Below are 23,139 nucleotides of genomic sequence, written 5' to 3' on the forward strand. Positions count from 1 at the left end.
TCGGGTGACAGGCGTTAACCTCACATGAAAGATATTGATTCCCTTATCAGCAATAATGAACTTTGGTCAAAAATGCTGGTTGAGGAAGACCCCGGTTTCTTCGAAAGACTTGCCCAGGCACAAAAACCCCGCTTTCTGTGGATTGGCTGCTCTGACAGCCGTGTTCCCGCTGAACGGCTTACCGGCCTCGAGCCAGGCGAACTCTTCGTTCACCGCAACGTAGCAAACCTGGTTGTTCATACCGACCTGAACTGCCTTTCCGTCGTCCAGTACGCCGTAGACGTGCTTGAAGTTGAGCACATTATTATTTGCGGCCACTACGGCTGCGGCGGCGTGCAGGCTGCGGTGGAGAACCCGGAGTTGGGCTTAATCAACAACTGGCTGCTGCACATTCGCGATCTGTGGTTCAAGCATAGTTCGCTACTGGGGGAACTGGCACCGGAACAGCGGATGGATACGCTCTGTGAACTGAACGTCATGGAGCAGGTGTACAACATCGGCCATTCCACCATCCTGCAGTCTGCCTGGAAGCGCGGCCAGAAAGTTACGGTTCACGGCTGGGTCTACGGTATTCATGACGGGCGCCTGCGCGACCTCGAAGTGACGGCCACCAGCCGCGAGTCGCTTGAACAGGGTTACCGCAGCGGGATTTCCAACCTGAAAAATACCCACCATAGCCACAGGAATCGCGCAGCTTCGCAGTAATCTCGCGAAAAGTGGATAGCAAAAAGGGCCTTTCGGCCCTTTTTTCGTTACCCGACGTAGATCACTCGTCCAGCATCACCACTTTGCCGACGAACGGCAGGTGGCGATAGCGCTGGGCATAGTCGATACCGTAGCCTACAACGAACTCGTCCGGAATAGAGAAGCCAACGTATTCAACGTTAACGTTCACTTCGCGGCGGGTTGGTTTATCCAGCAGCGTACAAATGGCCAGAGATTTTGGCTCACGCAGGCTCAGGATTTCACGCACTTTGCTCAGGGTGTTCCCGGAGTCAATAATATCTTCGACGATCAGCACGTCTTTCCCGCGAATGTCCTCATCCAGATCTTTAAGGATCTTCACGTCACGAGTGGTGGACATGCCGCTGCCGTAGCTTGAGGCCGTCATAAAATCGACTTCGTGGGACACCTGCACTTCACGGCACAGATCCGCCATAAACATAAATGAACCACGCAGCAGACCTACCAGCACCATGTCACTGCCGCTGTCGCGATAGTGCTCGGTGATTTGACGACCCAGTTCAGCAACACGGGCTTTGATCTCCGCTTCAGGGATCATCACTTCAACAGTATGTTTCATAACTCTAACCATATGATTTAAAAACAAATCATTTAATGCTGGTGAACCTGCAGCCAACACAAAATAGTGAGGCGAGGAGTATACCAGCAAATGGCCTTCACATCCGCACTTCAAAAAAAAGCCATAATTGTGACAACTATCACACTTGTTAATAACTATAATTAAATGCTATCAAACCTTTATGAGTGTGATAATTGTGAATACAAATAAAACCGGGCCGCAACTATTTGTGGCCCTATCAGCCCTCTTTGCCGTGCTTTGCGGGCTCTATTTGCTCTTTGGCGGGATATGGTTAGTGGCCCTCGGCGGATCGTGGTATTACCCGATCGCCGGTCTGGTGATGCTCGGCGTCGCCTGGCTGCTGTGGAAAAGTAAAGCCTCCGCGCTGTGGCTCTACGCTGCCCTGCTACTGTGTACGATGGCCTGGGGCGTCTGGGAAGTCGGCTTTGACTTCTGGGCGCTGACGCCGCGCTGCGATGTGCTGGTGTTCTTCGGCGTCTGGCTCCTGCTGCCGTTTGTCTATCGTCGCCTGCTGATCCCGGCAAGCGGCGCGGCGGCATCGCTGGTGGTTTCCCTGCTGATTACCGCCGTTGTGCTGGTCTGGGCGGGCTTTAACGACCCGCAGGAGATCAACGGTACGCTGAAGCTGGATAACGCCGCTACTGCCGCTGAATCCTCCATTCCCGATGCCGACTGGCCAGCCTATGGACGCAATCAGGAAGGGCAGCGCTTCTCCCCGCTCAAGCAGATCACCACCCAAAACGTGGGCCAGCTAAAGGAAGCCTGGCGCTTCCAGACCGGCGACGTGAAGCGGGCTACCGACCCGGGTGAAATCACCAACGAAGTCACCCCGATCAAAATTCGCGACATGCTTTACCTGTGTACCGCGCACCAGCAGCTGTTCGCGCTGGACGCCTCCACCGGTAAAGAGAAGTGGAAGTTTGATCCTCAGCTAAATACCGATCCTTCATTCCAGCACGTGACCTGTCGTGGCGTTTCTTATCACGAAGCTACCGCGGACAACGCCTCTCCGGACGTTGTTGCCGACTGTCCTCGCCGTATCCTTCTGCCGGTGAACGACGGCCGCCTGTTTGCGCTCAATGCCGACACCGGCAAGCTGTGTGAGAGCTTTGCGAACAAAGGCATCCTGAACCTGCAAACCAATCAGCCAGTCACCACGCCGGGGATGTATGAGCCGACTTCACCGCCGATCGTGACCGACAAGGTCATCGTGATTGCCGGTGCGGTAACCGACAACTTCTCCACCCGTGAGCCTTCCGGCGTGATCCGTGGTTTTGACGTTAATACCGGGAAACTGCTGTGGGCGTTTGACCCAGGCGCGAAAGATCCAAACGCTATTCCGGACGACGAGCATCATTACACGCTGAACTCCCCGAACTCGTGGGCTCCGGCGGCATATGATGCAAAACTGGATCTGGTTTATCTGCCGATGGGCGTCACTACGCCGGACATCTGGGGCGGCAACCGCACGCCGGAGCAGGAGCGTTACGCCAGCAGCATCGTGGCGCTGAATGCGACCACCGGTAAGCTGGCCTGGTCCTATCAGACCGTACACCACGACCTGTGGGATATGGACATGCCTGCCCAACCAACGCTTGCGGATATCACCGACAAGAACGGCAATAAGGTACCGGTGGTTTACGCGCCGGCCAAAACCGGCAACATCTTCGTGCTGGATCGCCGCGACGGTAAGTTAGTGGTTCCTGCGCCGGAACAGCCGGTCCCGCAGGGCGCAGCTAAAGGTGACCATGTCTCCCCTACCCAGCCGTTCTCCGAGCTGACCTTCCGGCCGAAGAAAGATCTGAGCGGCGCGGATATGTGGGGCGCAACCATGTTTGACCAACTGGTCTGCCGCGTGATGTTCCACAGCATGCGCTATGAAGGCATCTTCACCCCGCCTTCAGAGAAAGGGACGCTGGTCTTCCCGGGTAACCTGGGTATGTTCGAGTGGGGCGGGATTTCCGTAGACCCGAATAACCAGGTGGCGATGACCAACCCAATGGCGCTGCCGTTCGTGTCTAAGCTGATTCCACGCGGCCCAGGCAACCCAATGGAGCCGCCAAAAGACGCGAAAGGCTCAGGTACTGAATCCGGCGTTCAGCCGCAGTATGGCGTTCCGTATGGCGTAACGCTGAACCCGTTCCTGTCGCCGTTCGGCCTGCCGTGTAAACAGCCGGCCTGGGGCTACATCTCCGGGGTTGATCTGAAAACCAACGAAATCGTGTGGAAGAAACGTATTGGTACCGTGGAAGACAGCATGCCGTTCCCAACCGGTATTCCAATGAAATTCCGCATGGGCATGCCTATGCTGGGTGGCCCGATCTCCACCGCCGGTAACGTGATGTTCATTGGCGCCACCGCAGACAACTACCTGCGCGCATTTGATATGCGTGACGGTAAACAGCTGTGGGAAGCGCGTCTGCCAGCAGGTGGACAGGCTACGCCGATGACGTATGAAGTTAACGGTAAGCAGTATGTGGTGATTTCCGCAGGTGGCCATGGCTCCTTCGGAACGAAGATGGGTGATTACATCGTGGCGTACGCACTGCCGGACGACGCGAAGTAACCTGACCTCTTGCGGGTGGCTCAGGCCACCCGCTTTTTCTTTTACGCTACGGTAAAACCGAGCATCATCCCGGTATCTTCATGCTCCAGAAGATGGCAGTGCGCCATATAGGCCGCTTCCTTCGGGGCAGCATGGTCGAACTTAACCAGCACCTCGCTGCGCGCGCCTTCCACCTTCACCGTGTCTTTCCAGCCCTGTCGATGCGCCGCCACCGGCTTGCCGTTTTCCGACAAAATTCGGAACTGGGTTCCGTGGATATGGAACGGGTGCAGCATCATGTCGCCTTCCCCTGAGACAGTCCATTTCTCGTATTTCCCCCGTTGCGCGGCAAACGCCGGGGTCGCCATATCAAAAGCCTTACCGTTGATTTTGTTGGCATTGTGGAAATCAAACCCGTGATTCATCGCGCCGTGGTCCATGTGCCCCATGCTGCCGTGGCCGTCCATCGGCATCCCCGCCATCGCCTGCATGCCGTATTTATCCATCAGCGCCTGCATCCCCATCATATCGAGCATCGGGTCCATCATTAACTGTAGCCAGCGCTCCGTCACGCCCTCCAGCGAAGGCAGCGCGGGGACGTTGACCAGCTTGTCCGGCAGCGTGCCGGAAGCGGTGATAATCAGCGGCTGGATGCGAACCACCGGGGCTGGCTTATCAAAGGGCGCGACGGTCATCCCCATCTGCTTCACCGGCAACGTGACGATATCAAATGGCTTGCCGTCACGGGTATCCACCAGCACTTCAAACCGCTCGCCCATCAGCAGCTCCAGCTCGGTGACTTTGACCGGCTCGGCCAGCAAACCGCCGTCGCTCGCAATGACATAAAGCGGACGATTATCGCTGGCAGCGATGTTCAGCGAGCGGGCATTGCAGCCGTTAAGCAAACGCAGACGCAGCCAGCCGCGCGGATTAGAGTGCTGAGGATAAACGGCGCCGTTGCACAGCAGCGTATCACCAAACCAGCCTACGGCGGCGCTCATCACATCCAGCTGGTAGTCAATTTCGCCATCTTTACCGAAACGCTTGTCCTGGATAATCAGCGGTATGTCATCAATGCCCCACTGCTGTGGCAGCCTCAGCTGGGCACTTTCGTTATCCTCAATCAATACCAGTCCGCCCAGCCCCATAGCAACCTGATGCCCGGTCTTGCCGTGCTGGTGGGGGTGGAACCAGCAGGTTGCCGCACGCTGCTGCGGGGTAAAGGTCACGCTCCGCTGTGCGCCTGGCGCGATAACGCCCTGAGGGCCTCCATCTACCTCACCGTCCACTTCAAGCCCATGCCAGTGCACCGTGGTTTCCTCTGCCAGGCTATTATGGATATTGACGGTGACCGCTTCGCCCTGAGTCAGCTTAAGCGCCGGCCCCAGAAGCGAACCGTTGTAGCCCCAGGTAGTGGCCGATTTACCGGCAAAAAGGCTCTTTCCCGCGTTGACGGTGAGGCGGATGCTATTTTTAGCATCCGGGGCAAGCAAAGAGGGGACAGGTAGCGCCGGACGATCCGCCGCCAGCGCGGCACGGCTCCAGAGTGGCAGCGCGCTGAAAGCCCCCAGCGCCGCGGTATATTTCAAAAAATTACGGCGATGCATAGTCAGTTCCTTTTGTTGGCATACTTGTTGGCGAGCATAAACCTTTCCCTAACGGTAAGGTCAAGTTTTAAGCGTATAATAAATATCGTCGACGCCCATTTAACTGTGTTAACGTTTCGTATCTGAGAACAAGTGGTAGACGTGATGAAGATGGGAGTTAGGGCGTTATTACTGGGCATATTGCTGGCTTTTTCTACCAGCAGCCTGGCGCTAAGTGAGTCTGAAGCAGAGGATATGGCCGATCTGACTGCGGTGTTTGTGTTCCTGAAAAATGATTGTGGCTACCAAAATCTCCCCAACGGCCAGATTAGGCGAGCTCTTGTATTTTTTGCCCAGCAAAATCAGTGGGATCTGAGTAATTACGACAGCTGGAATATGAAAGCGCTGGGTGAAGACAGCTATAAAGATCTGAGCGGTATTGCTCTCCCTACGGCAACAAAATGCAAATCTCTGGCCAGGGACTCTCTAAGCCTGCTGGCCTACGTCAAGTAACCCCCCTCTTTCACCGCTGCTGAAACGTTGACCGTGCACCCACGGTCAATGGTGGCTATGATGTTAAATCTGACTCGCAACGGTGTTAACAGAGGAGGCATCCGCAATGACCACTCCCTCCGTGTGGCAAGAAACGCTGCATGATAAGTTTGGCCAGTACTTTGCCATCGACAACGTGCTGTACCACGAAAAAACGGACCACCAGGATCTGATCATCTTTGAGAATGCGGCCTTTGGCCGTGTGATGGCGCTGGACGGCGTAGTACAGACCACCGAGCGCGATGAATTTATCTACCACGAGATGATGACCCACGTGCCGCTGCTGGCCCACGGGCGGGCAGAGCACGTGCTAATTATCGGCGGCGGCGATGGCGCCATGCTCCGTGAGGTTTGCCGGCATCAAAAGGTAAAAACGATAACCATGGTGGAGATCGATGCGGGCGTCGTAGCCTTCTGCCGTCAGTATTTACCGAATCATAACGCCGGGAGCTATGACGATCCTCGTTTTACGCTGGTAATTGACGACGGCGTTAATTTTGTTAACCACACCGACCTGACCTTCGATGTGATTATCTCTGACTGCACCGATCCTGTTGGCCCCGGAGAAAGCCTGTTCACCTCCGATTTTTACCAGGGCTGCAAGCGTTGCCTGAATCCCGGCGGTATTTTTGTTGCCCAGAACGGCGTTTGTTTCCTGCAGCAGCAGGAGGTCATCGACAGTCACCGCAAGCTGGGCCATTACTTTGGCGACGTCAGCTTTTACCAGGCGGCCATCCCGACCTATTTTGGCGGCATGATGACCTTTGCCTGGGCGACCGATAACCCGGCGCTTCGTCACTTATCTACCGAAATCATTCATGCGCGCTTTCATAAAGCTGGCCTAAGCTGCCGTTACTATACTCCTGCTATCCACACGGCCGCGTTTGCGCTACCGCAGTATCTGCTGGATGCGCTGTCCCGACAGCCGCCCTCGGGAGACGAGAAAAATTGAAAAAACTAAAACTGCACGGCTTTAACAACCTGACCAAAAGCCTGAGTTTTTGTATCTACGATATCTGCTATGCCAAAACGGCCGACGAGCGCGACGGTTACATCGCCTATATCGACGAGCTGTATAACGCGAATCGCCTGACGGAAATCCTCAGTGAAACCTGCTCCATCATTGGCGCCAATATTCTGAACATCGCACGCCAGGATTATGAGCCGCAGGGGGCCAGCGTCACGATTCTGGTCAGTGAGGAGCCCGTCGACCCGCAAAGTATCGACCAGTCTGAGCGCCCGGGTCCGCTGCCGGACGCCATTGTCGCCCATCTCGATAAAAGCCATATCTGCGTTCACACCTATCCGGAAAGCCATCCTGAAGGCGGCCTGTGCACCTTCAGGGCAGATATAGAAGTCTCTACCTGCGGGGTAATTTCTCCCCTGAACGCGCTCAATTACCTGATTCACCAGTTAGAAAGCGACATCGTCACCATCGACTATCGCGTACGTGGCTTTACCCGCGATGTGAACGGCCTGAAGCACTTCATCGACCACGAGATCAATTCGATTCAGAACTTTATGTCCAACGATATGAAGGCGCTGTACGAGATGGTGGACGTCAACGTGTACCAGGAAAACATCTTCCATACCAAGATGTTGCTGAAAGAGTTTGACCTTAAGCACTACCTGTTTAACGTCAAACCTGAGGATCTGAGTGAAGAAGAGCGAAAAACGATCACCAACCTGCTGTGGAAAGAGATGCGCGAAATCTACTACGGCCGTAACATTCCGGCGGTATAAACCACAATGGCGTGGAGCGCTCAAGGCTCCACGTGACTCAACGCTGCTGCAGGAAGGCCCGGTAAGCGTTAACGACCTGCAGGAAATCCTCTACGCCGCAAAAAGAGAGGCTTTCTTCGTCGTAATAGCTCATCCCCTCCTCCATCTCATCCCCGGAGATTGCCAGCTGATTAGCGCGGACGATAACCTCTTCCTCGTCAAGCCACAGAGTATATTCATGCCCGGCACGCTGCCACTGACGTTCGCTGCCTTTCACCGACAGCACGGCCTGTTCGACCTCATCCAGAAGCGCCAGGTTGCCCTTCACTTCCTCATTAAACCAGTGGCCGACAACTTCATGCCCCATCGACATACGCACCTTCACCACGCCGGTGACGTCACGCAGAAATTCATAGTCCATCGCTGTTTCCTCTACATCGCGGGGAAAATCTTCATCCACGCCTACAGGCTTAATTATCGCAGCAAAGTTGGGGGAAAACAGCGTGGGAGATGGGAGGAATAAAAATAAAAAGGTGAGAGCAAGCCCCTGCGGCCTGATGCTCTCACCTCGACCCTCTCCCGTGGGAGAGGGGGCAAACACTAAAAACCGCCTCGTAGAGACGGTTTTGCAGTTTATACGGCGGTCTGGAAGATCACGCCGTCCGCCTTCTCGGTGTACTGAGAAAGCTGGTCAAAGTTCAGGTAGCGGTAAGTGTCTACAGCCGTTTTATCAACCTGAGCCATAAAGGTCTGATATTCGTCAGAGGTTGGCAGCTTGCCCAGCAGGGAAGCGACCGCCGCCAGCTCTGCGGACGCCAGGAAGACGTTCGCGCCGGTGCCTAAACGGTTCGGGAAGTTACGGGTTGAGGTCGACACGACTGTTGCCCCATCCGCTACGCGAGCCTGGTTACCCATGCACAGGGAACAGCCTGGAATTTCGATACGCGCGCCGCTCTTACCAAACACGCTGTAATACCCCTCTTCCGTCAGCTGCGCCGCGTCCATACGGGTTGGCGGTGCCACCCACAGACGGGTCGGCAGCTGGCCTTTATGGCTGTCCAGCAGCTTCCCGGCGGCACGGAAGTGGCCGATGTTGGTCATGCAGGAACCGATAAACACTTCGTCAATCTTCTCACCGGCCACGTCGGACAGCAGGCGGGCATCGTCCGGGTCGTTTGGCGCACAGAGGATTGGTTCTTTGATATCGTTCAGATCGATGTCGATCACTGCCGCATATTCTGCATCAGCGTCTGCTTCCAACAGCTGAGGATCTGCCAGCCATTTTTCCATACCCTGAATACGACGCTCAAGCGTACGACGGTCGCCGTAGCCTTCGGCAATCATCCACTTCAGCAGCACGATGTTGGAGTTCAGATACTCTTCGATCGGCTCGCGATCCAGCTTAATGGTGCAACCTGCGGCAGAACGCTCGGCGGAAGCATCCGTCAGCTCAAACGCCTGCTCAACTTTCAGCGTTGGCAGACCTTCGATTTCCAGAATACGGCCAGAGAAGATGTTTTTCTTCCCTTTCTTCTCAACGGTCAACAGACCCTGTTTGATAGCGTACAGCGGGATCGCATGCACTAAATCACGCAGGGTAATCCCCGGCTGCATTTTGCCTTTAAAGCGAACCAGCACGGACTCCGGCATATCGAGAGGCATAACGCCGGTCGCAGCCGCAAACGCCACCAGGCCGGAACCCGCCGGGAAGGAAATCCCGATTGGGAAACGGGTGTGGGAGTCACCGCCGGTGCCTACGGTATCCGGCAGCAGCATGCGGTTCAGCCAGGAGTGAATCACGCCATCGCCCGGGCGCAGCGACACGCCGCCGCGGTTCATGATGAAGTCAGGCAGAGTGTGGTGAGTGGTCACGTCAACCGGTTTAGGATAAGCGGCGGTGTGGCAGAAGGACTGCATCACCAGGTCGGCGGAGAAACCGAGGCAAGCCAGATCTTTCAGCTCATCACGGGTCATTGGGCCGGTGGTGTCCTGCGAACCTACGGAAGTCATCTTAGGTTCACAGTAAGCCCCAGGGCGAATGCCCTCTACGCCACAGGCGCGGCCAACCATTTTCTGCGCCAGCGAGTAACCACGGCTGCTTGCTGCAACGTCTTTCGCCTGCACGAAGACTTCGCTGTGCGGCAGGCCCAGCGCTTCACGCGCTTTGGTCGTCAGACCGCGGCCGATGATCAGCGGAATACGGCCACCGGCACGAACTTCGTCCAGCAGAACTTCGGTTTTCAGCTCAAAGTTAGCAATGACTGCATCGGTCTCGTGGTTACGCACTTCGCCTTTATACGGGTAAATGTCGATAACATCGCCCATATTCAGGTCATTTACGTCAACTTCGATCGGCAGCGCACCGGCATCTTCCATGGTATTGAAGAAGATTGGCGCAATTTTACCGCCCAGCACCACGCCGCCGCCGCGCTTGTTCGGCACGTTCGGAATGTCGTCGCCCATGAACCACAAAACGGAGTTGGTGGCGGATTTACGGGAAGAACCTGTTCCCACCACGTCGCCCACATAGGCCAGTGGGAAACCTTTTTTCTGCAAGGCTTCGATCTGTTTGATCGGACCGATAGTGCCGGCCTGATCGGGTTCAATTCCTTCGCGGGCGTTTTTCAGCATCGCCAGGGCGTGCAGCGGAATATCCGGGCGAGACCATGCATCCGGCGCAGGGGACAGGTCATCGGTGTTAGTTTCGCCGGTGACTTTAAAGACGGTAACGGTGATTTTCTCGGCCAGTTTAGGGCGAGACAGGAACCACTCCGCTTCGGACCAGGACTTCAATACCTGCTGAGCGTAGGTGTTACCCGCTTTGGCTTTCTCTTCTACGTCATAGAAGTTATCGAACATCAGCAGCGTGTGGGACAGCGCTTTGGCGGCAATCGGCGCCAGCTTTTCATTATCCAGCGCGTCAATCAGCGGGTGAATGTTGTAGCCACCCTGCATAGTGCCCAGCAGTTCAACGGCTTTTTCAGGGGAAATTAATGGGGAAGTGGCATCGCCTTTGGCAATGGCAGCAAGGAATCCTGCTTTCACGTAGGCGGCTTCATCAACGCCCGGCGGTACACGGTTAGTTATCAGATCTAACAGGAAGGCTTCTTCACCTGCGGGTGGGGTTTTCAGCAGCTCAACCAGTGCGGCCATTTGGGTGGCATCTAAGGGTTTTGGAACAATCCCTTCTGCGGCACGTTCAGCTACGTGCTTACGGTATTCTTCTAGCACGACGGTTCTCCTCGCTCTCATTGTCATTTGGCGCTACCGGATCTCTCTCTCTTCACGCTCCTGTGAGACAGCAGTTTGTAGGGTAAATGCCCGGTACCGCGTCGGGCAGCATAGCAGGATTTTCAGGGGGTGTTAATCTGTTTACAAAAAAGCAACATTAAAACCTTGCTGAATCGTTAAGGGTAAATAGATTACTTTTTGATATGACCTTCAGGCACAAAAAAACCGCCTTTCGGCGGTTCGTTTGTCCTGACAAAGTGGTAGCACACGATGAAAGGAGATGTTTTGTGGCAAGTCCAGTACGAGGACGATAATGCCCCTATGGATTTGTGGTTGCAAGATATATTGCTTATTTCGCGAACCAACCTCCAAAAGACAATGTAAGCCACTGCAAGCTTAAAATCTCCATATCTGAGCGCGCTCTTTTATCCTACATTCGACGACGGCCTGCTTCGCTGGTGTAGCAGCCAGTCATCGGGTTCGGGAGCAGCTTAACCGCTCTACGTGGTAAGTCCTGTACACTTGCCTGGTTCTGCCTTTCCCGGTGAAGAAGGAATCGCCGTAGCCCAAAAGGGTATACTCGCAATGGAAATGCGTTTGCTGTACGCGCTGCTTCTGTTGTTAGGTTCACTGCTTTCGCTGAGCCAGGGTGGCTGGAATATTTCAGACATTACCGTTCAGTTCGTTTTGAACCTGGGCAATTAAGCTACTGGCCGCTCGCAAGGGCGGCCTTTTTGCAGGCAAAAAAAACGGCCCCGAAGGGCCGTCTCATCAAACGCAGAAAGTTACTTTTTCTTCGCTTTCGCGTTTGGCAGGTCGGTGATGCTACCTTCGAACACTTCTGCCGCCAGGCCCACGGACTCGTGCAGAGTCGGGTGAGCGTGGATGGTCAGCGCTATGTCTTCCGCATCACAGCCCATTTCGATAGCCAGACCGATTTCACCCAGCAGCTCGCCGCCGTTGGTCCCGACAATCGCACCACCGATCACGCGGTGAGTCTCTTTGTCGAAGATCAGTTTGGTTACGCCATCTGCGCAGTCGGAAGCGATAGCACGGCCAGAAGCAGCCCACGGGAAGGTGGCGGTTTCGTAGCTGATGCCTTTCTCTTTCGCTTCTTTCTCGGTCAGACCCACCCATGCCACTTCTGGCTCGGTGTAGGCGATAGATGGGATCACTTTCGGATCGAAGTAGTGCTTCATGCCGGCGATAACTTCGGCGGCAACGTGGCCTTCGTGAACACCTTTGTGTGCCAGCATAGGCTGACCGACGATATCGCCGATAGCAAAGATGTGCGGCACGTTAGTGCGCAGCTGCTTGTCAACGCGAATGAAGCCACGGTCGTCCACTTCCACGCCAGCTTTGCCCGCGTCGAGGTTTTTACCGTTCGGCACACGGCCGATCGCTACCAGAACCGCGTCGTAACGCTGTGCTTCTGCAGGCGCTTTTTTGCCTTCCATGGAAACGTAGATGCCGTCTTCTTTCGCTTCAACGGCGGTCACTTTGGTTTCCAGCATCAGGTTGAATTTCTTGCTGATGCGTTTGGTGAAGACCTTAACGATATCTTTGTCTGCAGCCGGGATAACCTGGTCGAACATTTCAACCACGTCAATCTCTGAACCCAGCGCGTGGTATACGGTGCCCATTTCCAGGCCGATGATACCGCCGCCCATCACCAGCAGGCGCTTAGGCACTTCTTTCAGCTCCAGCGCATCAGTGGAATCCCACACGCGTGGATCTTCATGTGGAATGAACGGCAGTTCGATTGGGCGAGAGCCTGCCGCGATGATCGCGTTGTCGAAGTTGATCACGGTTTTACCGTTTTCGCCTTCAACTTCCAGGGTGTTAGCCCCGGTGAATTTACCCAGACCGTTTACCACTTTCACTTTACGGCCTTTGGCCATACCGGCCAGACCGCCGGTCAGCTGAGTGATAACTTTCTCTTTCCAGGTACGAATTTTGTCGATATCGGTTTTCGGCTCGCCGAAGACGATGCCGTGTTCAGCCAGCGCTTTGGCTTCTTCGATAACTTTAGCAACGTGCAGCAGCGCTTTAGAAGGGATACAGCCGACGTTCAGACAAACACCGCCGAGGGTGCTGTAACGCTCTACGATGACGGTTTCCAGACCTAAATCCGCGGCGCGGAATGCTGCGGAGTAACCTGCCGGGCCTGCCCCAAGTACTACGACCTGAGTTTTGATTTCTGTGCTCATCATGACCTCTTAATTTATACCCGTCGTCCACCGGGTCGTTCTATCCGCCCGCAGTTTACAAAATTGTTAACAATTTTGAAACAACAAACGGCTCACGAATTGTCGCTTTCGCCAATAACCTCACAAACTCCATGAGCTTATCAGAAAAAAGCCGGCCGACTGGCCGGCTTTTCAATTACATCACCAGGCGGCGAATATCGGACAGCATATTGTTGATGATGGTGATAAAGCGTGCACCATCAGCGCCGTCGATTACGCGGTGGTCGAAGGAAAGAGACATCGGCATCATCAGACGCGGAGTGAACTCTTTACCGTTCCAGACCGGCTCCATCGCAGACTTGGAGACACCCAGGATAGCCACTTCCGGCGCGTTAACAATCGGCGCGAAGTGAGTTGTCCCGATACCGCCCAGGCTGGAGATGGTGAAGCAGCCGCCCTGCATTTCGCCAGCGGTCAGCTTGCCGTCGCGAGCTTTTTTGGAGATAGCCATCAGTTCGCGGGACAGCTCGGTGATGCTCTTCTTGTTCACGTCTTTGAAGACCGGAACAACCAGACCATTCGGGGTATCAACCGCAACACCGATGTTGATGTATTTTTTCAGCGTCAGCTTCTGGCCATCTTCGGACAGGGAGCTGTTGAAGCGAGGCATCTGCTCAAGCGCGGCAGCGACAGCTTTCATGATGAACACCACAGGAGTGAACTTCACGTCCAGCTTGCGCTTAGCGGCTTCGTCGTTCTGCTGCTTACGGAACGCTTCCAGATCGGTGATATCGGTTTTGTCGAAGTGGGTAACGTGCGGGATCATCACCCAGTTACGGCTCAGGTTAGCACCAGAGATTTTCTGGATGCGGCCCATTTCCACTTCTTCGATTTCGCCGAACTTGCTGAAGTCGACTTTCGGCCATGGCAGCATGCCCGGCAGACCGCCGCCGGTCGCAGCTGGAGCTGCTTCAGCGCGCTTAACAGCGTCTTTCACATAAGCCTGAACGTCTTCGCGCAGGATACGACCTTTACGGCCGGTGCCTTTCACTTTCGCCAGGTTCACGCCGAACTCACGAGCCAGACGGCGAATCAGCGGGGTCGCGTGGACGTAAGCGTCGTTTTCAGCGAACTCAGATTTGCCTTCAGCTTTAGCAGCAGGGGCAGCAGCTGGTTTAGCAGCCTGAGCCGGTGCAGCTGCCGGTGCTGGAGCAGCCGCGGCAGCCGGAGCTGCGGCAGGCGCAGCGCCTTCCACTTCGAAGACCATGATCAGAGAGCCGGTAGACACTTTGTCGCCGGTGCTGATTTTGATCTCTTTAACGGTACCCGCGAACGGCGCAGGGACTTCCATAGAAGCCTTGTCGCCTTCAACGGTGATCAGTGACTGTTCAGCGGCAACTTTGTCGCCCACTTTCACCATCACTTCAGTGACTTCAACTTCGTCACCGCCGATGTCCGGTACGTTAACGTCTTTCGCACCGCCAGCAGCTGCTGGTGCAGCGGCCGGAGCCGGAGCAGCAGCCTGAGCAGGCGCGGCGGCGCCTTCTGCACCCGCCACTTCGAAGACCATGATCAGGGAGCCGGTAGACACTTTGTCACCGGTGTTGATCTTGATCTCTTTAACGGTACCCGCGAACGGCGCCGGCACTTCCATAGAGGCTTTGTCGCCTTCTACGGTGATCAGTGACTGCTCGGCCGCAACGGTGTCGCCCACTTTCACCAGGATTTCAGTGACTTCAACTTCGTCACCGCCGATGTCAGGCACGTTAACTTCTTTCGCGCTCGCGGCAGCTGCTGGAGCAGCGGCGGCAGGAGCGGCTTTCTTCTCTTCCTGCGCAGGTGCAGCAGCTGCTGCACCGTCGGCGGAATCGAAAATCATGATCAGTTTGCCGGTCTCGGTTTTATCGCCTACAGAGACTTTGATCTCTTTAACGATGCCAGCCTTTGGAGACGGGACTTCCATAGAGGCTTTGTCGCCTTCTACGACGATCAGCGACTGTTCAGCTTCAACTTTGTCGCCCACTTTGACCAGGATCTCGGTGATTTCAACTTCATCAGCCCCGATGTCCGGTACATTGATTTCGATAGCCATTATTCTTTTACCTCTTACGCCAGACGCGGGTTAACTTTTTCTGCATCGATGTTGAATTTGATAATTGCGTCCGCAACCACTTTCTTATCGATTTCGCCACGTTTAGCCAGTTCGCCCAGGGCTGCTACAACCACGTAAGAAGCATCAACTTCGAAGTGGTGACGCAGGTTTTCGCGGCTGTCAGAACGACCGAAGCCGTCAGTACCCAGTACGCGATAATCATCAGCCGGAACGTAAGTACGAACCTGCTCAGCGAACAGTTTCATATAGTCAGTAGAAGCCACAGCCGGAGCGTCGTTCATCACCTGAGCGATGTACGGAACGCGCGGAGTTTCCATCGGGTGCAGCATGTTCCAGCGCTCACAATCCTGGCCATCACGCGCCAGTTCGGTGAAGGAAGTAACAGAGTACACGTCAGAACCTACACCGTAGTCATTTGCCAGGATCTGTGCTGCTTCACGGACGTGACGCAGGATAGAGCCGGAGCCCAGCAGCTGAACTTTACCTTTGCTACCCGCAACGGTTTCGAGTTTATAGATACCTTTACGGATACCTTCCTCGGCGCCTGCTGGCATAGCCGGCATGTGGTAGTTTTCGTTCAGCGTGGTGATGTAGTAGTAAATGTTTTCTTGCGCTTCACCGTACATACGGGTCAGACCGTCGTGCATGATGACAGCCACTTCGTACGCGTAAGACGGGTCGTAAGAGATACAGTTAGGGATAGTCAGAGACTGAATGTGGCTGTGGCCATCTTCGTGCTGCAGACCTTCACCGTTCAGGGTCGTACGACCGGAAGTCCCACCTACCAGGAAGCCGCGAGCCTGCTGGTCGCCAGCCTGCCAGCACAGGTCACCGATACGCTGGAAACCGAACATGGAGTAGTAGATGTAGAACGGGATCATCGGCAGGTTGTTGGTGCTGTAAGAGGTCGCAGCAGCCAGCCAGGATGCGCCTGCGCCCAGCTCGTTGATACCTTCCTGCAGGATCTGACCTTTCTCGTCTTCTTTGTAGTAGGCAACCTGCTCACGGTCCTGCGGGGTGTACTGCTGGCCGTTCGGGCTGTAGATACCGATCTGACGGAACAGACCTTCCATACCAAAGGTACGCGCTTCATCGGCGATGATTGGAACCAGGCGATCTTTGATAGACGGGTTCTTCAGCATCACGTTCAGGGCACGAACGAAGGCGATAGTGGTGGAGATCTCTTTGTTCTGCTCTTCCAGCAGCTGAGAGAAGTCTTCCAGCGCCGGCAGTTCCAGTTTCTCGGAGAAGTTTGGCTGACGAGCTGGCAGGTAGCCTTTCAGCGCCTGGCGACGTTCGTGCAGGTACTTATGCTCTTCAGAACCTTCTTTGAAGGTGAGGTAAGACAGGTTTTCTACCTGCTCATCGGTCACTGGAACGTTGAAACGGTCGCGGATATAACGCACGCCGTCCATGTTCATTTTCTTCACCTGGTGAGCGATGTTTTTACCTTCTGCGGTATCACCCATGCCGTAACCTTTGATGGTATGGGCCAGGATAACGGTCGCTTTACCTTTGGTTTCCTGCGCTTTTTTCAGTGCAGCGTAGACTTTCTTCGGATCGTGGCCACCGCGGTTCAGGGCCCAGATCTGCTCGTCAGTCCAGTCTGCAACCAGCGCTGCGGTTTCAGGATATTTGCCGAAGAAGTGCTCGCGAACGTAGGCACCGTCTTTGGATTTGAAGGTCTGGTAGTCGCCGTCAACGGTTTCGTTCATCAGCTGGATCAGTTTACCGCTGGTATCTTTACGCAGCAGCTCATCCCAACGACCGCCCCACATGACTTTAATCACGTTCCAGCCAGCACCGGCGAAGATGCCTTCCAGTTCGTTGATGATCTTGCCGTTGCCGGTTACCGGACCATCCAGACGCTGCAGGTTACAGTTGATGATGAAGCACAGGTTGTCCAGCTTCTCACGGGTGGCGATGGTGATCGCGCCTTTAGATTCTGGCTCATCCATCTCACCGTCGCCCAGGAAGGCGTAAACGGTCTGCTCTGAGGTGTCTTTCAGGCCACGGTGTTCCAGATACTTCAGGAATTTAGCCTGATAGATCGCACCGATTGGGCCCAGACCCATAGAAACGGTCGGGAACTGCCAGAATTCAGGCATCAGTTTAGGGTGCGGGTAAGAAGAGAGGCCTTTACCGTGAACTTCCTGACGGAAGTTGTTCATCTGCTCTTCGGTCAGGCGACCTTCAAGGAATGCACGCGCATAGATGCCCGGAGAGATGTGGCCCTGGAAGTACACCAGATCGCCGCCATCTTTCTCGTTAGCTGCACGGAAGAAGTGGTTGAAGCACACTTCGTAAACGGTAGCAGAAGACTGGAAGGATGCCATGTGGCCGCCCAGCTCCAGGTCTTTCTTGGATGCGCGCAGAACGGTCATGATGGCGTTCCAGCGGATGGCAGAACGGATACGGCGTTCCAGATCCAGATTACCCGGATATTCCGGTTCGTCTTCAACGGCAATGGTGTTCACATAGTCACGAGCGCCTGCAGAAGCAGCGACTTTAACACCGCCTTTGCTGGCTTCGGACAGCAGCTGATCGATCAGATACTGTGCACGCTCAACACCTTCTTCACGGATAACCGATTCGATCGCCTGTAGCCAGTCGCGAGTTTCAATCGGATCCACGTCATTTGGGAAACGTTCTGACATGGGGGTATTCCTTATCTGTCTAATACGTTGATTATCTGGAACCTGTCCCATTGTATTTTCGTCAGAAAACACAATAAGACAGGTTCTGCGTTTAGTTGCCGCGCTCTAAAGTTTGGCGCTTAATCCTTTCGTTGCTGAAGGAGACGGAGAGAGCGTTCACGACGGCTCTGCTCGCGGCTACGATCCAGCAATATTTCCTCAATAAACGCCAGGTGACGGTGCGACGCTTCGCGCGCCTGCTCCGGCTGACGAGCCATAATCGCCGCAAAAATGCTGGCGCGATGGCTGCTCACTTGCGCCAACATCTCGCGGCGCGCGTAGAGCAATTCAAAATTCTGGCGAACGTTTTGTTCGAGCATCGGCTCCATGCAGCGTAATAAATGCAGAAGCACCACATTATGCGCGGCTTCGGTTACGGCAATTTGATACTTCATGACGGCGTCGGCCTCGGCGTCTAAATCACCGGACTCCTGAGCCTGCTGAATAGCGATATGGCAATCGCCGATGCGCGTGAGATCTTCTTCGGTGCCGCGCAGCGCAGCGTAATAGGCTGCAATCCCCTCAAGCGCATGGCGGGTCTCCAGCAGGTCAAACTGGGATTCGGGATGGTCTGAGAGCAGTTCGACCAGCGGGTCACTCAGGCTCTGCCAAAGGCTGTTCTGAACAAAAGTACCGCCGCCCTGGCGACGAAGCAGCAATCCCTTCGCTTCGAGACGCTGAATGGCCTCGCGCAGTGAAGGGCGGGAAACATCAAATTGTTTCGCCAGTTCGCGTTCAGGTGGAAGTTTTTCGCCCGGGCGTAGAGTGCCCTCAAGGATGAGAAACTCCAGCTGCTGCTCTATCACGTCGGATAATTTTGGTTGGCGGATTTTGCTGTAGGCCATCGTTCCCTATCTCTGCCATGAGCCCGGAGTCAATTGGTAAGACCAATTTCACGTTCGTGAGGCTAAAAGTAACAAAGTATTCACCTTCTGTCCATATTGGTTTTGATTGAAATCATGAAAGCAGGCACATTTTAACAACAATAAGAGAAAGGCTTTTCAAAGCCGCAACTTGCAGGTCAACAAGCGTTTACCCCCAAAGCGGTAAGTTAACGTTTATGAAACGATATATTTTTCAATCGCAACCGAAAGCAGCGGCGAAAAAGGGGCATATCCATGCAATTAAAATGCATCCTGCGAAGGATGCCAGGCTGACTTTTCCCTCCCCTTTTTTTTACAAATGGTCTCTTTTTACTCAACCCGTCGGAACCGTGGCAGAAAGCAGGTGCAAAGGCGACCGCTTAACATTATTCTTGGCAATGCGATAGCCCTACTCGCAAAATTCATAATGGATAGCCGTAAAAAAAAGACTACACATTACGGAACACAACAATGACATCCGCGTCAATGTAGCGCAGATAATAACCACTACGAGGTTACATGATGGAAGTTCAACAGCACGGCGACACGCTGAAACGCGGCCTTAAAAACCGCCATATTCAGCTGATCGCGCTGGGTGGAGCTATCGGGACGGGCCTGTTTCTGGGCAGCGCATCCGTCATCCAGTCCGCAGGTCCGGCAATTATTCTCGGCTACGCCATCGCCGGTTTTATCGCTTTTTTAATTATGCGCCAGCTGGGCGAAATGGTGGTTGAAGAGCCGGTTGCCGGGTCATTCAGCCACTTCGCTTATAAATACTGGGGCGGCTTCGCGGGCTTTGCCTCGGGCTGGAACTACTGGGTGCTGTACGTCCTGGTTGCCATGGCTGAACTGACGGCGGTCGGGAAATACATTCAATTCTGGTGGCCGGAAATCCCCACCTGGGCCACAGCAGCGGTCTTCTTCGTGGCTATCAACGCCATCAACTTAACCAACGTTAAAGTCTTTGGTGAGATGGAGTTCTGGTTCGCCATTATTAAAGTGGTGGCCGTTATCGCCATGATCCTGTTCGGCGGCTGGCTGCTGTTCAGCGGCAACGGCGGCCCACAGGCAAGCGTGAGCAACCTCTGGGATCAGGGCGGCTTCCTGCCGCACGGCATCACGGGGCTGGTGATGATGATGGCTATCATCATGTTCTCTTTTGGCGGACTTGAGCTGGTGGGGATTACCGCAGCCGAAGCTGATAACCCGGAAGTGAGCATTCCAAAAGCGACCAACCAGGTTATCTACCGTATTCTGATCTTCTATGTGGGCTCTCTGGCGATCCTGCTCTCCCTGCTGCCCTGGACACGCGTCACCGCAGATACCAGCCCGTTCGTGCTGATCTTCCACGAGCTGGGCGATACCTTGGTGGCTAATGCGCTGAACGTTGTGGTACTCACCGCGGCGCTGTCGGTTTACAACAGCTGCGTTTACTGCAACAGCCGTATGCTGTTCGGCCTGGCCCAGCAGGGGAACGCGCCGAGGATGCTGAAAAACGTCGATAAGCGTGGCGTTCCGGTGAACACGATTCTGGTGTCAGCCGGTTTTACCGCGCTTTGCGTGCTGATCAACTACCTAGCACCGGAGTCGGCCTTTGGCCTGCTGATGGCGCTGGTGGTCTCCGCGCTGGTCATTAACTGGGCGATGATCAGCCTGGCACACATCAAATTCCGCCGCGCTAAACAGCAGCAAGGGGTGAAAACACGCTTCCCTGCCCTGTTCTATCCACTGGGGAACTGGGTCTGCCTGCTGTTTATGGTTGGCGTATTGATTATCATGCTGATGACGCCGGGCATGGCTATCTCGGTCTATCTGATCCCGGTATGGATTGTGATTCTGGGCGTGGGTTACTTCCTGAAGCAGAAAAACCTGAAGACCGTAAAAGCCTGATAGAGCAATGAGAGGCCCCGCAACGCGGGGCTTTTTTATATCAGCGTGCCGTAAATCGTCAGCAGCGCAACGACAACGACAATCACCAGAGACACCTTCTTCGCCAGCGATACCGCGGCCTTCGGCGTTTTCATCTTGTCCTGATGCGGTTCTCTTGCCAACGAGAACTGCGCCAGCTGCGTCAGGACCTGGTACTGAGAAGTATGCCTGTCGGCCAGGGAGGCAAACCACGCGGGCAGCGCTCGCTCACCGTGCCCCAGCAGGGCATAAGCGACACCCACCAGCCGCACAGGCACCCAGTCAAGGAGATGAAGAATGCCATCAATCCCTGAGAGCAGGCGCTCATGCGGCGTATGGTGCCGGGCCAGCCAGGTCTGCCATGCGCGTAAGAAAGCATAACCCGCCAGCGTGACCGGCCCCCATATTCCACCAACCACGAACCAAAATAGCGGGGCAAGATAGAAACGGAAGTTAATCCACAGCAGCGCGTTTTGCAGTTCGCGCAGGTATTCTCGCTCGCTACACTCCGGCGGAACGCCGTGGATCAGCGTGAGCTCGCTGGCCATTGCCTCACGGGCATGCTGGTCGTCATGGCTCGCGGCTTTAAGGTAGGAATGGTAGTGCAGCCTGACCTGCCCGGCCCCGATGCACAGCACGCCGAGCGCGATCCAGAACAGCAGCAGCGGGACGTTGAACAGCAGCCCATGAAGAGCGCGGGTAATCAGGAAAACCACGGCCATAAACGCCGCCGTCATCAACAGGGTTCTGAGCAGTGAAAAATGCCTCACGCGCCCAAACAGCTGCTCAAGCCGGTGATCCAGCTGCCAGTGTTCACCCATCTTGAACAGCCGCTCGCTCATCAGGACCAACAGCAGGGTAAACAGGGTCATGTGCTCTCCTTGTCAATAGGCTTTTCAACCGCTCCCAGAAAGCGCGGCCAGTCAAACGAGGGGCCAGGATCGGTCTTTCGACCGGGAGCAATGTCGCTGTGGCCCGTCATGTTTCTCGCTATCTCAGGATAGCGCTGAATCAGTAACTTAGCTAAGGTTGCCAGCTGCTGATATTGCGCATCGGTATAAGCCAGGGTGTCGGTCCCCTCAAGCTCTATACCGATGGAGAAGTCGTTGCACTTTTCTCTTCCCTGATAGCTCGAAACGCCCGCATGCCAAGCGCGTTGCTCGAAGGAGACGTACTGAACAATTTCACCGTCACGGCGGATCAGGCAATGAGCCGAAACACGCAAATGTGAAATACCGGCAAAATAAGGATGCGCTTCAGGATCGAGCTTCCCGGCAAACAATGCGTCAATCCAGGGGCCACCAAATTCTCCCGGCGGCAAGCTGATATTGTGCACCACCAGCAACGAGGGATTTTCCTCTTCCGGTCGGCCGTCAAAATGCGGGGATGGCAGATATTTTGCCCCCACCAGCCAGCCGTCTTTAAGCTGCATTAGAGGTTCTCCTTAGAGTGGTACTTGAAGTCGCTTCAGAGTAGCATGAAACATCCTAACTTATTCATTCCGGAGTTTTATCATGCCGCCCCGCCGTTATCATCCTGACCGCCGACGTGAAGAACTGCTCGAGCGAATTATCCTTGATATTCCCCTGGCCGTAGCGCAGGCGCTGCGTGAAGATCTCGGCGGTAAAATCGATCCAAACAACGACATCACCGCGCAATTATTACCGCCGGAAAGCACTTCACAGGCGGTGGTTATCACGCGCGAAAACGGCATTTTTTGCGGTAAACGCTGGGTAGAGGAGGTCTTTATTCAGCTCGGTGGAGAGGTCACGGTCACCTGGCATGTGGAAGACGGCACAGAGGTAACCAGCAACCAGCCGCTGTTTGAGCTCAGTGGCCCTGCCCGCGTCCTGTTAACCGGTGAGCGAACGGCGCTGAACTTTGTACAGACGCTGTCCGGGGTTGCCAGCGAAGTGCACAGCTACGTCGCGCTGCTTGAAGGAACCAGGACGCAGCTGCTGGATACCCGTAAAACGCTACCCGGCCTGCGTACCGCGCTGAAATATGCGGTGCTCTGCGGCGGCGGAAGCAACCATCGTCTGGGTTTGTCCGATGCTTTCCTGATTAAGGAAAACCACATTATCGCCTCCGGCTCCATTCGCCAGGCGGTAGAAAAAGCGTTCTGGATGCACCCGGACGTGCCGGTGGAAGTGGAAGTCGAGTCGCTTGATGAACTGGATCAGGCGCTGAAGGCCGGAGCTGACATCATCATGCTGGACAACTTCACCGTCGAACAAATGCGCGAGGCCGTAGCGCTCACTCAGGGGAAAGCGCGTCTTGAAGTCTCAGGCAACGTAACTAAAGAGACGCTGAGAACCTTCGCTGACACCGGGGTGGACTACATCTCCGTTGGCGCCCTGACGAAACACGTGCGCGCGCTCGACCTGTCTATGCGTTTCCGCTGAAGATC

General features: G+C 55.0%; 17 protein-coding genes. 7 read left to right on the forward strand and 10 right to left on the reverse strand.

Going from position 1 to position 23,139, the window contains the following annotated elements; all coding sequences use genetic code 11:
- Positions 1-24 precede the first annotated feature (24 nt).
- Complete coding sequence (gene can, locus EL098_RS18490; RefSeq protein ID WP_126357522.1) at positions 25-705, forward strand: carbonate dehydratase; 681 nt, start codon at positions 25-27, stop codon at positions 703-705.
- Between the two features lie 61 nt (positions 706-766).
- On the opposite strand, the gene hpt is transcribed toward can, so the two are convergent.
- Positions 767-1,303: a hypoxanthine phosphoribosyltransferase gene (hpt, locus tag EL098_RS18495; protein ID WP_008461837.1), complete on the reverse strand. Its 537-nt coding sequence runs from the start codon at positions 1,301-1,303 to the stop codon at positions 767-769.
- A gap of 181 nt (positions 1,304-1,484) precedes the next feature.
- Between hpt and EL098_RS18500 the strand changes: the two genes are divergently transcribed.
- Positions 1,485-3,890 (forward strand): glucose/quinate/shikimate family membrane-bound PQQ-dependent dehydrogenase, encoded by a 2,406-nt coding sequence (locus EL098_RS18500; protein ID WP_126357524.1) that lies wholly within the window; start codon positions 1,485-1,487, stop codon positions 3,888-3,890.
- Between the two features lie 41 nt (positions 3,891-3,931).
- Here the strand turns inward: EL098_RS18500 and cueO are convergent, their stop codons facing one another.
- Entirely contained in the window at positions 3,932-5,476 is a 1,545-nt protein-coding gene (gene cueO / locus EL098_RS18505) for a multicopper oxidase CueO (RefSeq protein ID WP_126357525.1), read from the reverse strand.
- 144 nt (positions 5,477-5,620) lie between these two features.
- Here cueO and EL098_RS18510 point away from each other — a divergent pair, with 144 nt between their 5' ends.
- From EL098_RS18510 to speD, 3 genes are all read left to right on the forward strand, one after another.
- A complete protein-coding gene (locus EL098_RS18510; RefSeq protein ID WP_126357526.1) occupies positions 5,621-5,968 on the forward strand; it encodes a YacC family pilotin-like protein in 348 nt (115 codons plus the stop codon).
- A 106-nt stretch (positions 5,969-6,074) separates the two neighbouring features.
- Positions 6,075-6,959: a polyamine aminopropyltransferase gene (gene speE / locus EL098_RS18515; RefSeq protein ID WP_126357527.1), complete on the forward strand. Its 885-nt coding sequence runs from the start codon at positions 6,075-6,077 to the stop codon at positions 6,957-6,959.
- Positions 6,956-7,750, forward strand: a complete 795-nt coding sequence (gene speD, locus EL098_RS18520; RefSeq protein WP_126357528.1) for an adenosylmethionine decarboxylase — start codon at positions 6,956-6,958, stop codon at positions 7,748-7,750. Before speE ends, speD begins: the two co-directional genes overlap by 4 nt.
- 37 nt (positions 7,751-7,787) lie before the next feature.
- Here speD and yacL read toward each other — a convergent pair whose 3' ends face one another.
- The 6 genes from yacL to pdhR form a co-directional block, all read right to left on the reverse strand.
- On the reverse strand, positions 7,788-8,150 hold the full coding sequence (gene yacL, locus EL098_RS18525; RefSeq protein ID WP_126357529.1) for a protein YacL: 363 nt from the start codon (positions 8,148-8,150) through the stop codon (positions 7,788-7,790).
- A gap of 212 nt (positions 8,151-8,362) precedes the next feature.
- Positions 8,363-10,960, reverse strand: a complete 2,598-nt coding sequence (gene acnB / locus EL098_RS18530) for a bifunctional aconitate hydratase 2/2-methylisocitrate dehydratase (protein WP_126357530.1) — start codon at positions 10,958-10,960, stop codon at positions 8,363-8,365.
- A 785-nt stretch (positions 10,961-11,745) separates the two neighbouring features.
- On the reverse strand, positions 11,746-13,170 hold the full coding sequence (gene lpdA / locus EL098_RS18535; protein ID WP_126358507.1) for a dihydrolipoyl dehydrogenase: 1,425 nt from the start codon (positions 13,168-13,170) through the stop codon (positions 11,746-11,748).
- 175 nt (positions 13,171-13,345) lie between these two features.
- Positions 13,346-15,241 carry a pyruvate dehydrogenase complex dihydrolipoyllysine-residue acetyltransferase gene (gene aceF, locus EL098_RS18540; protein WP_126357531.1) on the reverse strand — a complete coding sequence of 632 codons (1,896 nt, stop codon included), beginning with the start codon at positions 15,239-15,241 and terminating at the stop codon, positions 13,346-13,348.
- 14 nt (positions 15,242-15,255) lie between these two features.
- On the reverse strand, positions 15,256-17,919 hold the full coding sequence (gene aceE / locus EL098_RS18545) for a pyruvate dehydrogenase (acetyl-transferring), homodimeric type (protein ID WP_126357532.1): 2,664 nt from the start codon (positions 17,917-17,919) through the stop codon (positions 15,256-15,258).
- A 119-nt stretch (positions 17,920-18,038) separates the two neighbouring features.
- Positions 18,039-18,803 (reverse strand): pyruvate dehydrogenase complex transcriptional repressor PdhR, encoded by a 765-nt coding sequence (gene pdhR, locus EL098_RS18550; RefSeq protein WP_126357533.1) that lies wholly within the window; start codon positions 18,801-18,803, stop codon positions 18,039-18,041.
- A gap of 540 nt (positions 18,804-19,343) precedes the next feature.
- On the opposite strand from pdhR, the gene aroP reads away from it, so the two are divergent.
- Positions 19,344-20,711: an aromatic amino acid transporter AroP gene (gene aroP, locus EL098_RS18555; protein WP_126358508.1), complete on the forward strand. Its 1,368-nt coding sequence runs from the start codon at positions 19,344-19,346 to the stop codon at positions 20,709-20,711.
- A 35-nt stretch (positions 20,712-20,746) separates the two neighbouring features.
- On the opposite strand, the gene ampE is transcribed toward aroP, so the two are convergent.
- Both ampE and ampD read right to left on the reverse strand, forming a co-directional pair.
- Positions 20,747-21,601: a beta-lactamase regulator AmpE gene (gene ampE, locus EL098_RS18560; RefSeq protein ID WP_126357534.1), complete on the reverse strand. Its 855-nt coding sequence runs from the start codon at positions 21,599-21,601 to the stop codon at positions 20,747-20,749.
- Positions 21,598-22,161, reverse strand: a complete 564-nt coding sequence (ampD, locus tag EL098_RS18565; RefSeq protein ID WP_126357535.1) for a 1,6-anhydro-N-acetylmuramyl-L-alanine amidase AmpD — start codon at positions 22,159-22,161, stop codon at positions 21,598-21,600. Before ampD ends, ampE begins: the two co-directional genes overlap by 4 nt.
- 82 nt (positions 22,162-22,243) lie before the next feature.
- Between ampD and nadC the strand changes: the two genes are divergently transcribed.
- Positions 22,244-23,134, forward strand: coding sequence for a carboxylating nicotinate-nucleotide diphosphorylase (nadC, locus tag EL098_RS18570; RefSeq protein WP_126357536.1), 891 nt, complete (start codon positions 22,244-22,246; stop codon positions 23,132-23,134).
- Positions 23,135-23,139: the final 5 nt, after the last annotated feature.

This window comes from Cedecea lapagei, from assembly GCF_900635955.1.
Classification (GTDB): Bacteria; Pseudomonadota; Gammaproteobacteria; order Enterobacterales; family Enterobacteriaceae; genus Cedecea; species Cedecea lapagei.

What these genes read in the sequence shown, in the direction of transcription:
- aceF (WP_126357531.1), bottom strand. Translation starts at nt 15,241, where the DNA reads ATGGCTATCGAAATCAATGTACCGGACATCGGGGCTGATGAAGTTGAA.
- cueO (WP_126357525.1), bottom strand. Translation starts at nt 5,476, where the DNA reads ATGCATCGCCGTAATTTTTTGAAATATACCGCGGCGCTGGGGGCTTTC.
- EL098_RS18500 (WP_126357524.1), top strand. Translation starts at nt 1,485, where the DNA reads ATGAGTGTGATAATTGTGAATACAAATAAAACCGGGCCGCAACTATTT.
- lpdA (WP_126358507.1), bottom strand. Translation starts at nt 13,170, where the DNA reads ATGAGCACAGAAATCAAAACTCAGGTCGTAGTACTTGGGGCAGGCCCG.
- EL098_RS18510 (WP_126357526.1), top strand. Translation starts at nt 5,621, where the DNA reads ATGAAGATGGGAGTTAGGGCGTTATTACTGGGCATATTGCTGGCTTTT.
- pdhR (WP_126357533.1), bottom strand. Translation starts at nt 18,803, where the DNA reads ATGGCCTACAGCAAAATCCGCCAACCAAAATTATCCGACGTGATAGAG.
- nadC (WP_126357536.1), top strand. Translation starts at nt 22,244, where the DNA reads ATGCCGCCCCGCCGTTATCATCCTGACCGCCGACGTGAAGAACTGCTC.
- ampE (WP_126357534.1), bottom strand. Translation starts at nt 21,601, where the DNA reads ATGACCCTGTTTACCCTGCTGTTGGTCCTGATGAGCGAGCGGCTGTTC.
- yacL (WP_126357529.1), bottom strand. Translation starts at nt 8,150, where the DNA reads ATGGACTATGAATTTCTGCGTGACGTCACCGGCGTGGTGAAGGTGCGT.
- can (WP_126357522.1), top strand. Translation starts at nt 25, where the DNA reads ATGAAAGATATTGATTCCCTTATCAGCAATAATGAACTTTGGTCAAAA.
- speE (WP_126357527.1), top strand. Translation starts at nt 6,075, where the DNA reads ATGACCACTCCCTCCGTGTGGCAAGAAACGCTGCATGATAAGTTTGGC.
- hpt (WP_008461837.1), bottom strand. Translation starts at nt 1,303, where the DNA reads ATGAAACATACTGTTGAAGTGATGATCCCTGAAGCGGAGATCAAAGCC.
- aceE (WP_126357532.1), bottom strand. Translation starts at nt 17,919, where the DNA reads ATGTCAGAACGTTTCCCAAATGACGTGGATCCGATTGAAACTCGCGAC.
- ampD (WP_126357535.1), bottom strand. Translation starts at nt 22,161, where the DNA reads ATGCAGCTTAAAGACGGCTGGCTGGTGGGGGCAAAATATCTGCCATCC.
- aroP (WP_126358508.1), top strand. Translation starts at nt 19,344, where the DNA reads ATGGAAGTTCAACAGCACGGCGACACGCTGAAACGCGGCCTTAAAAAC.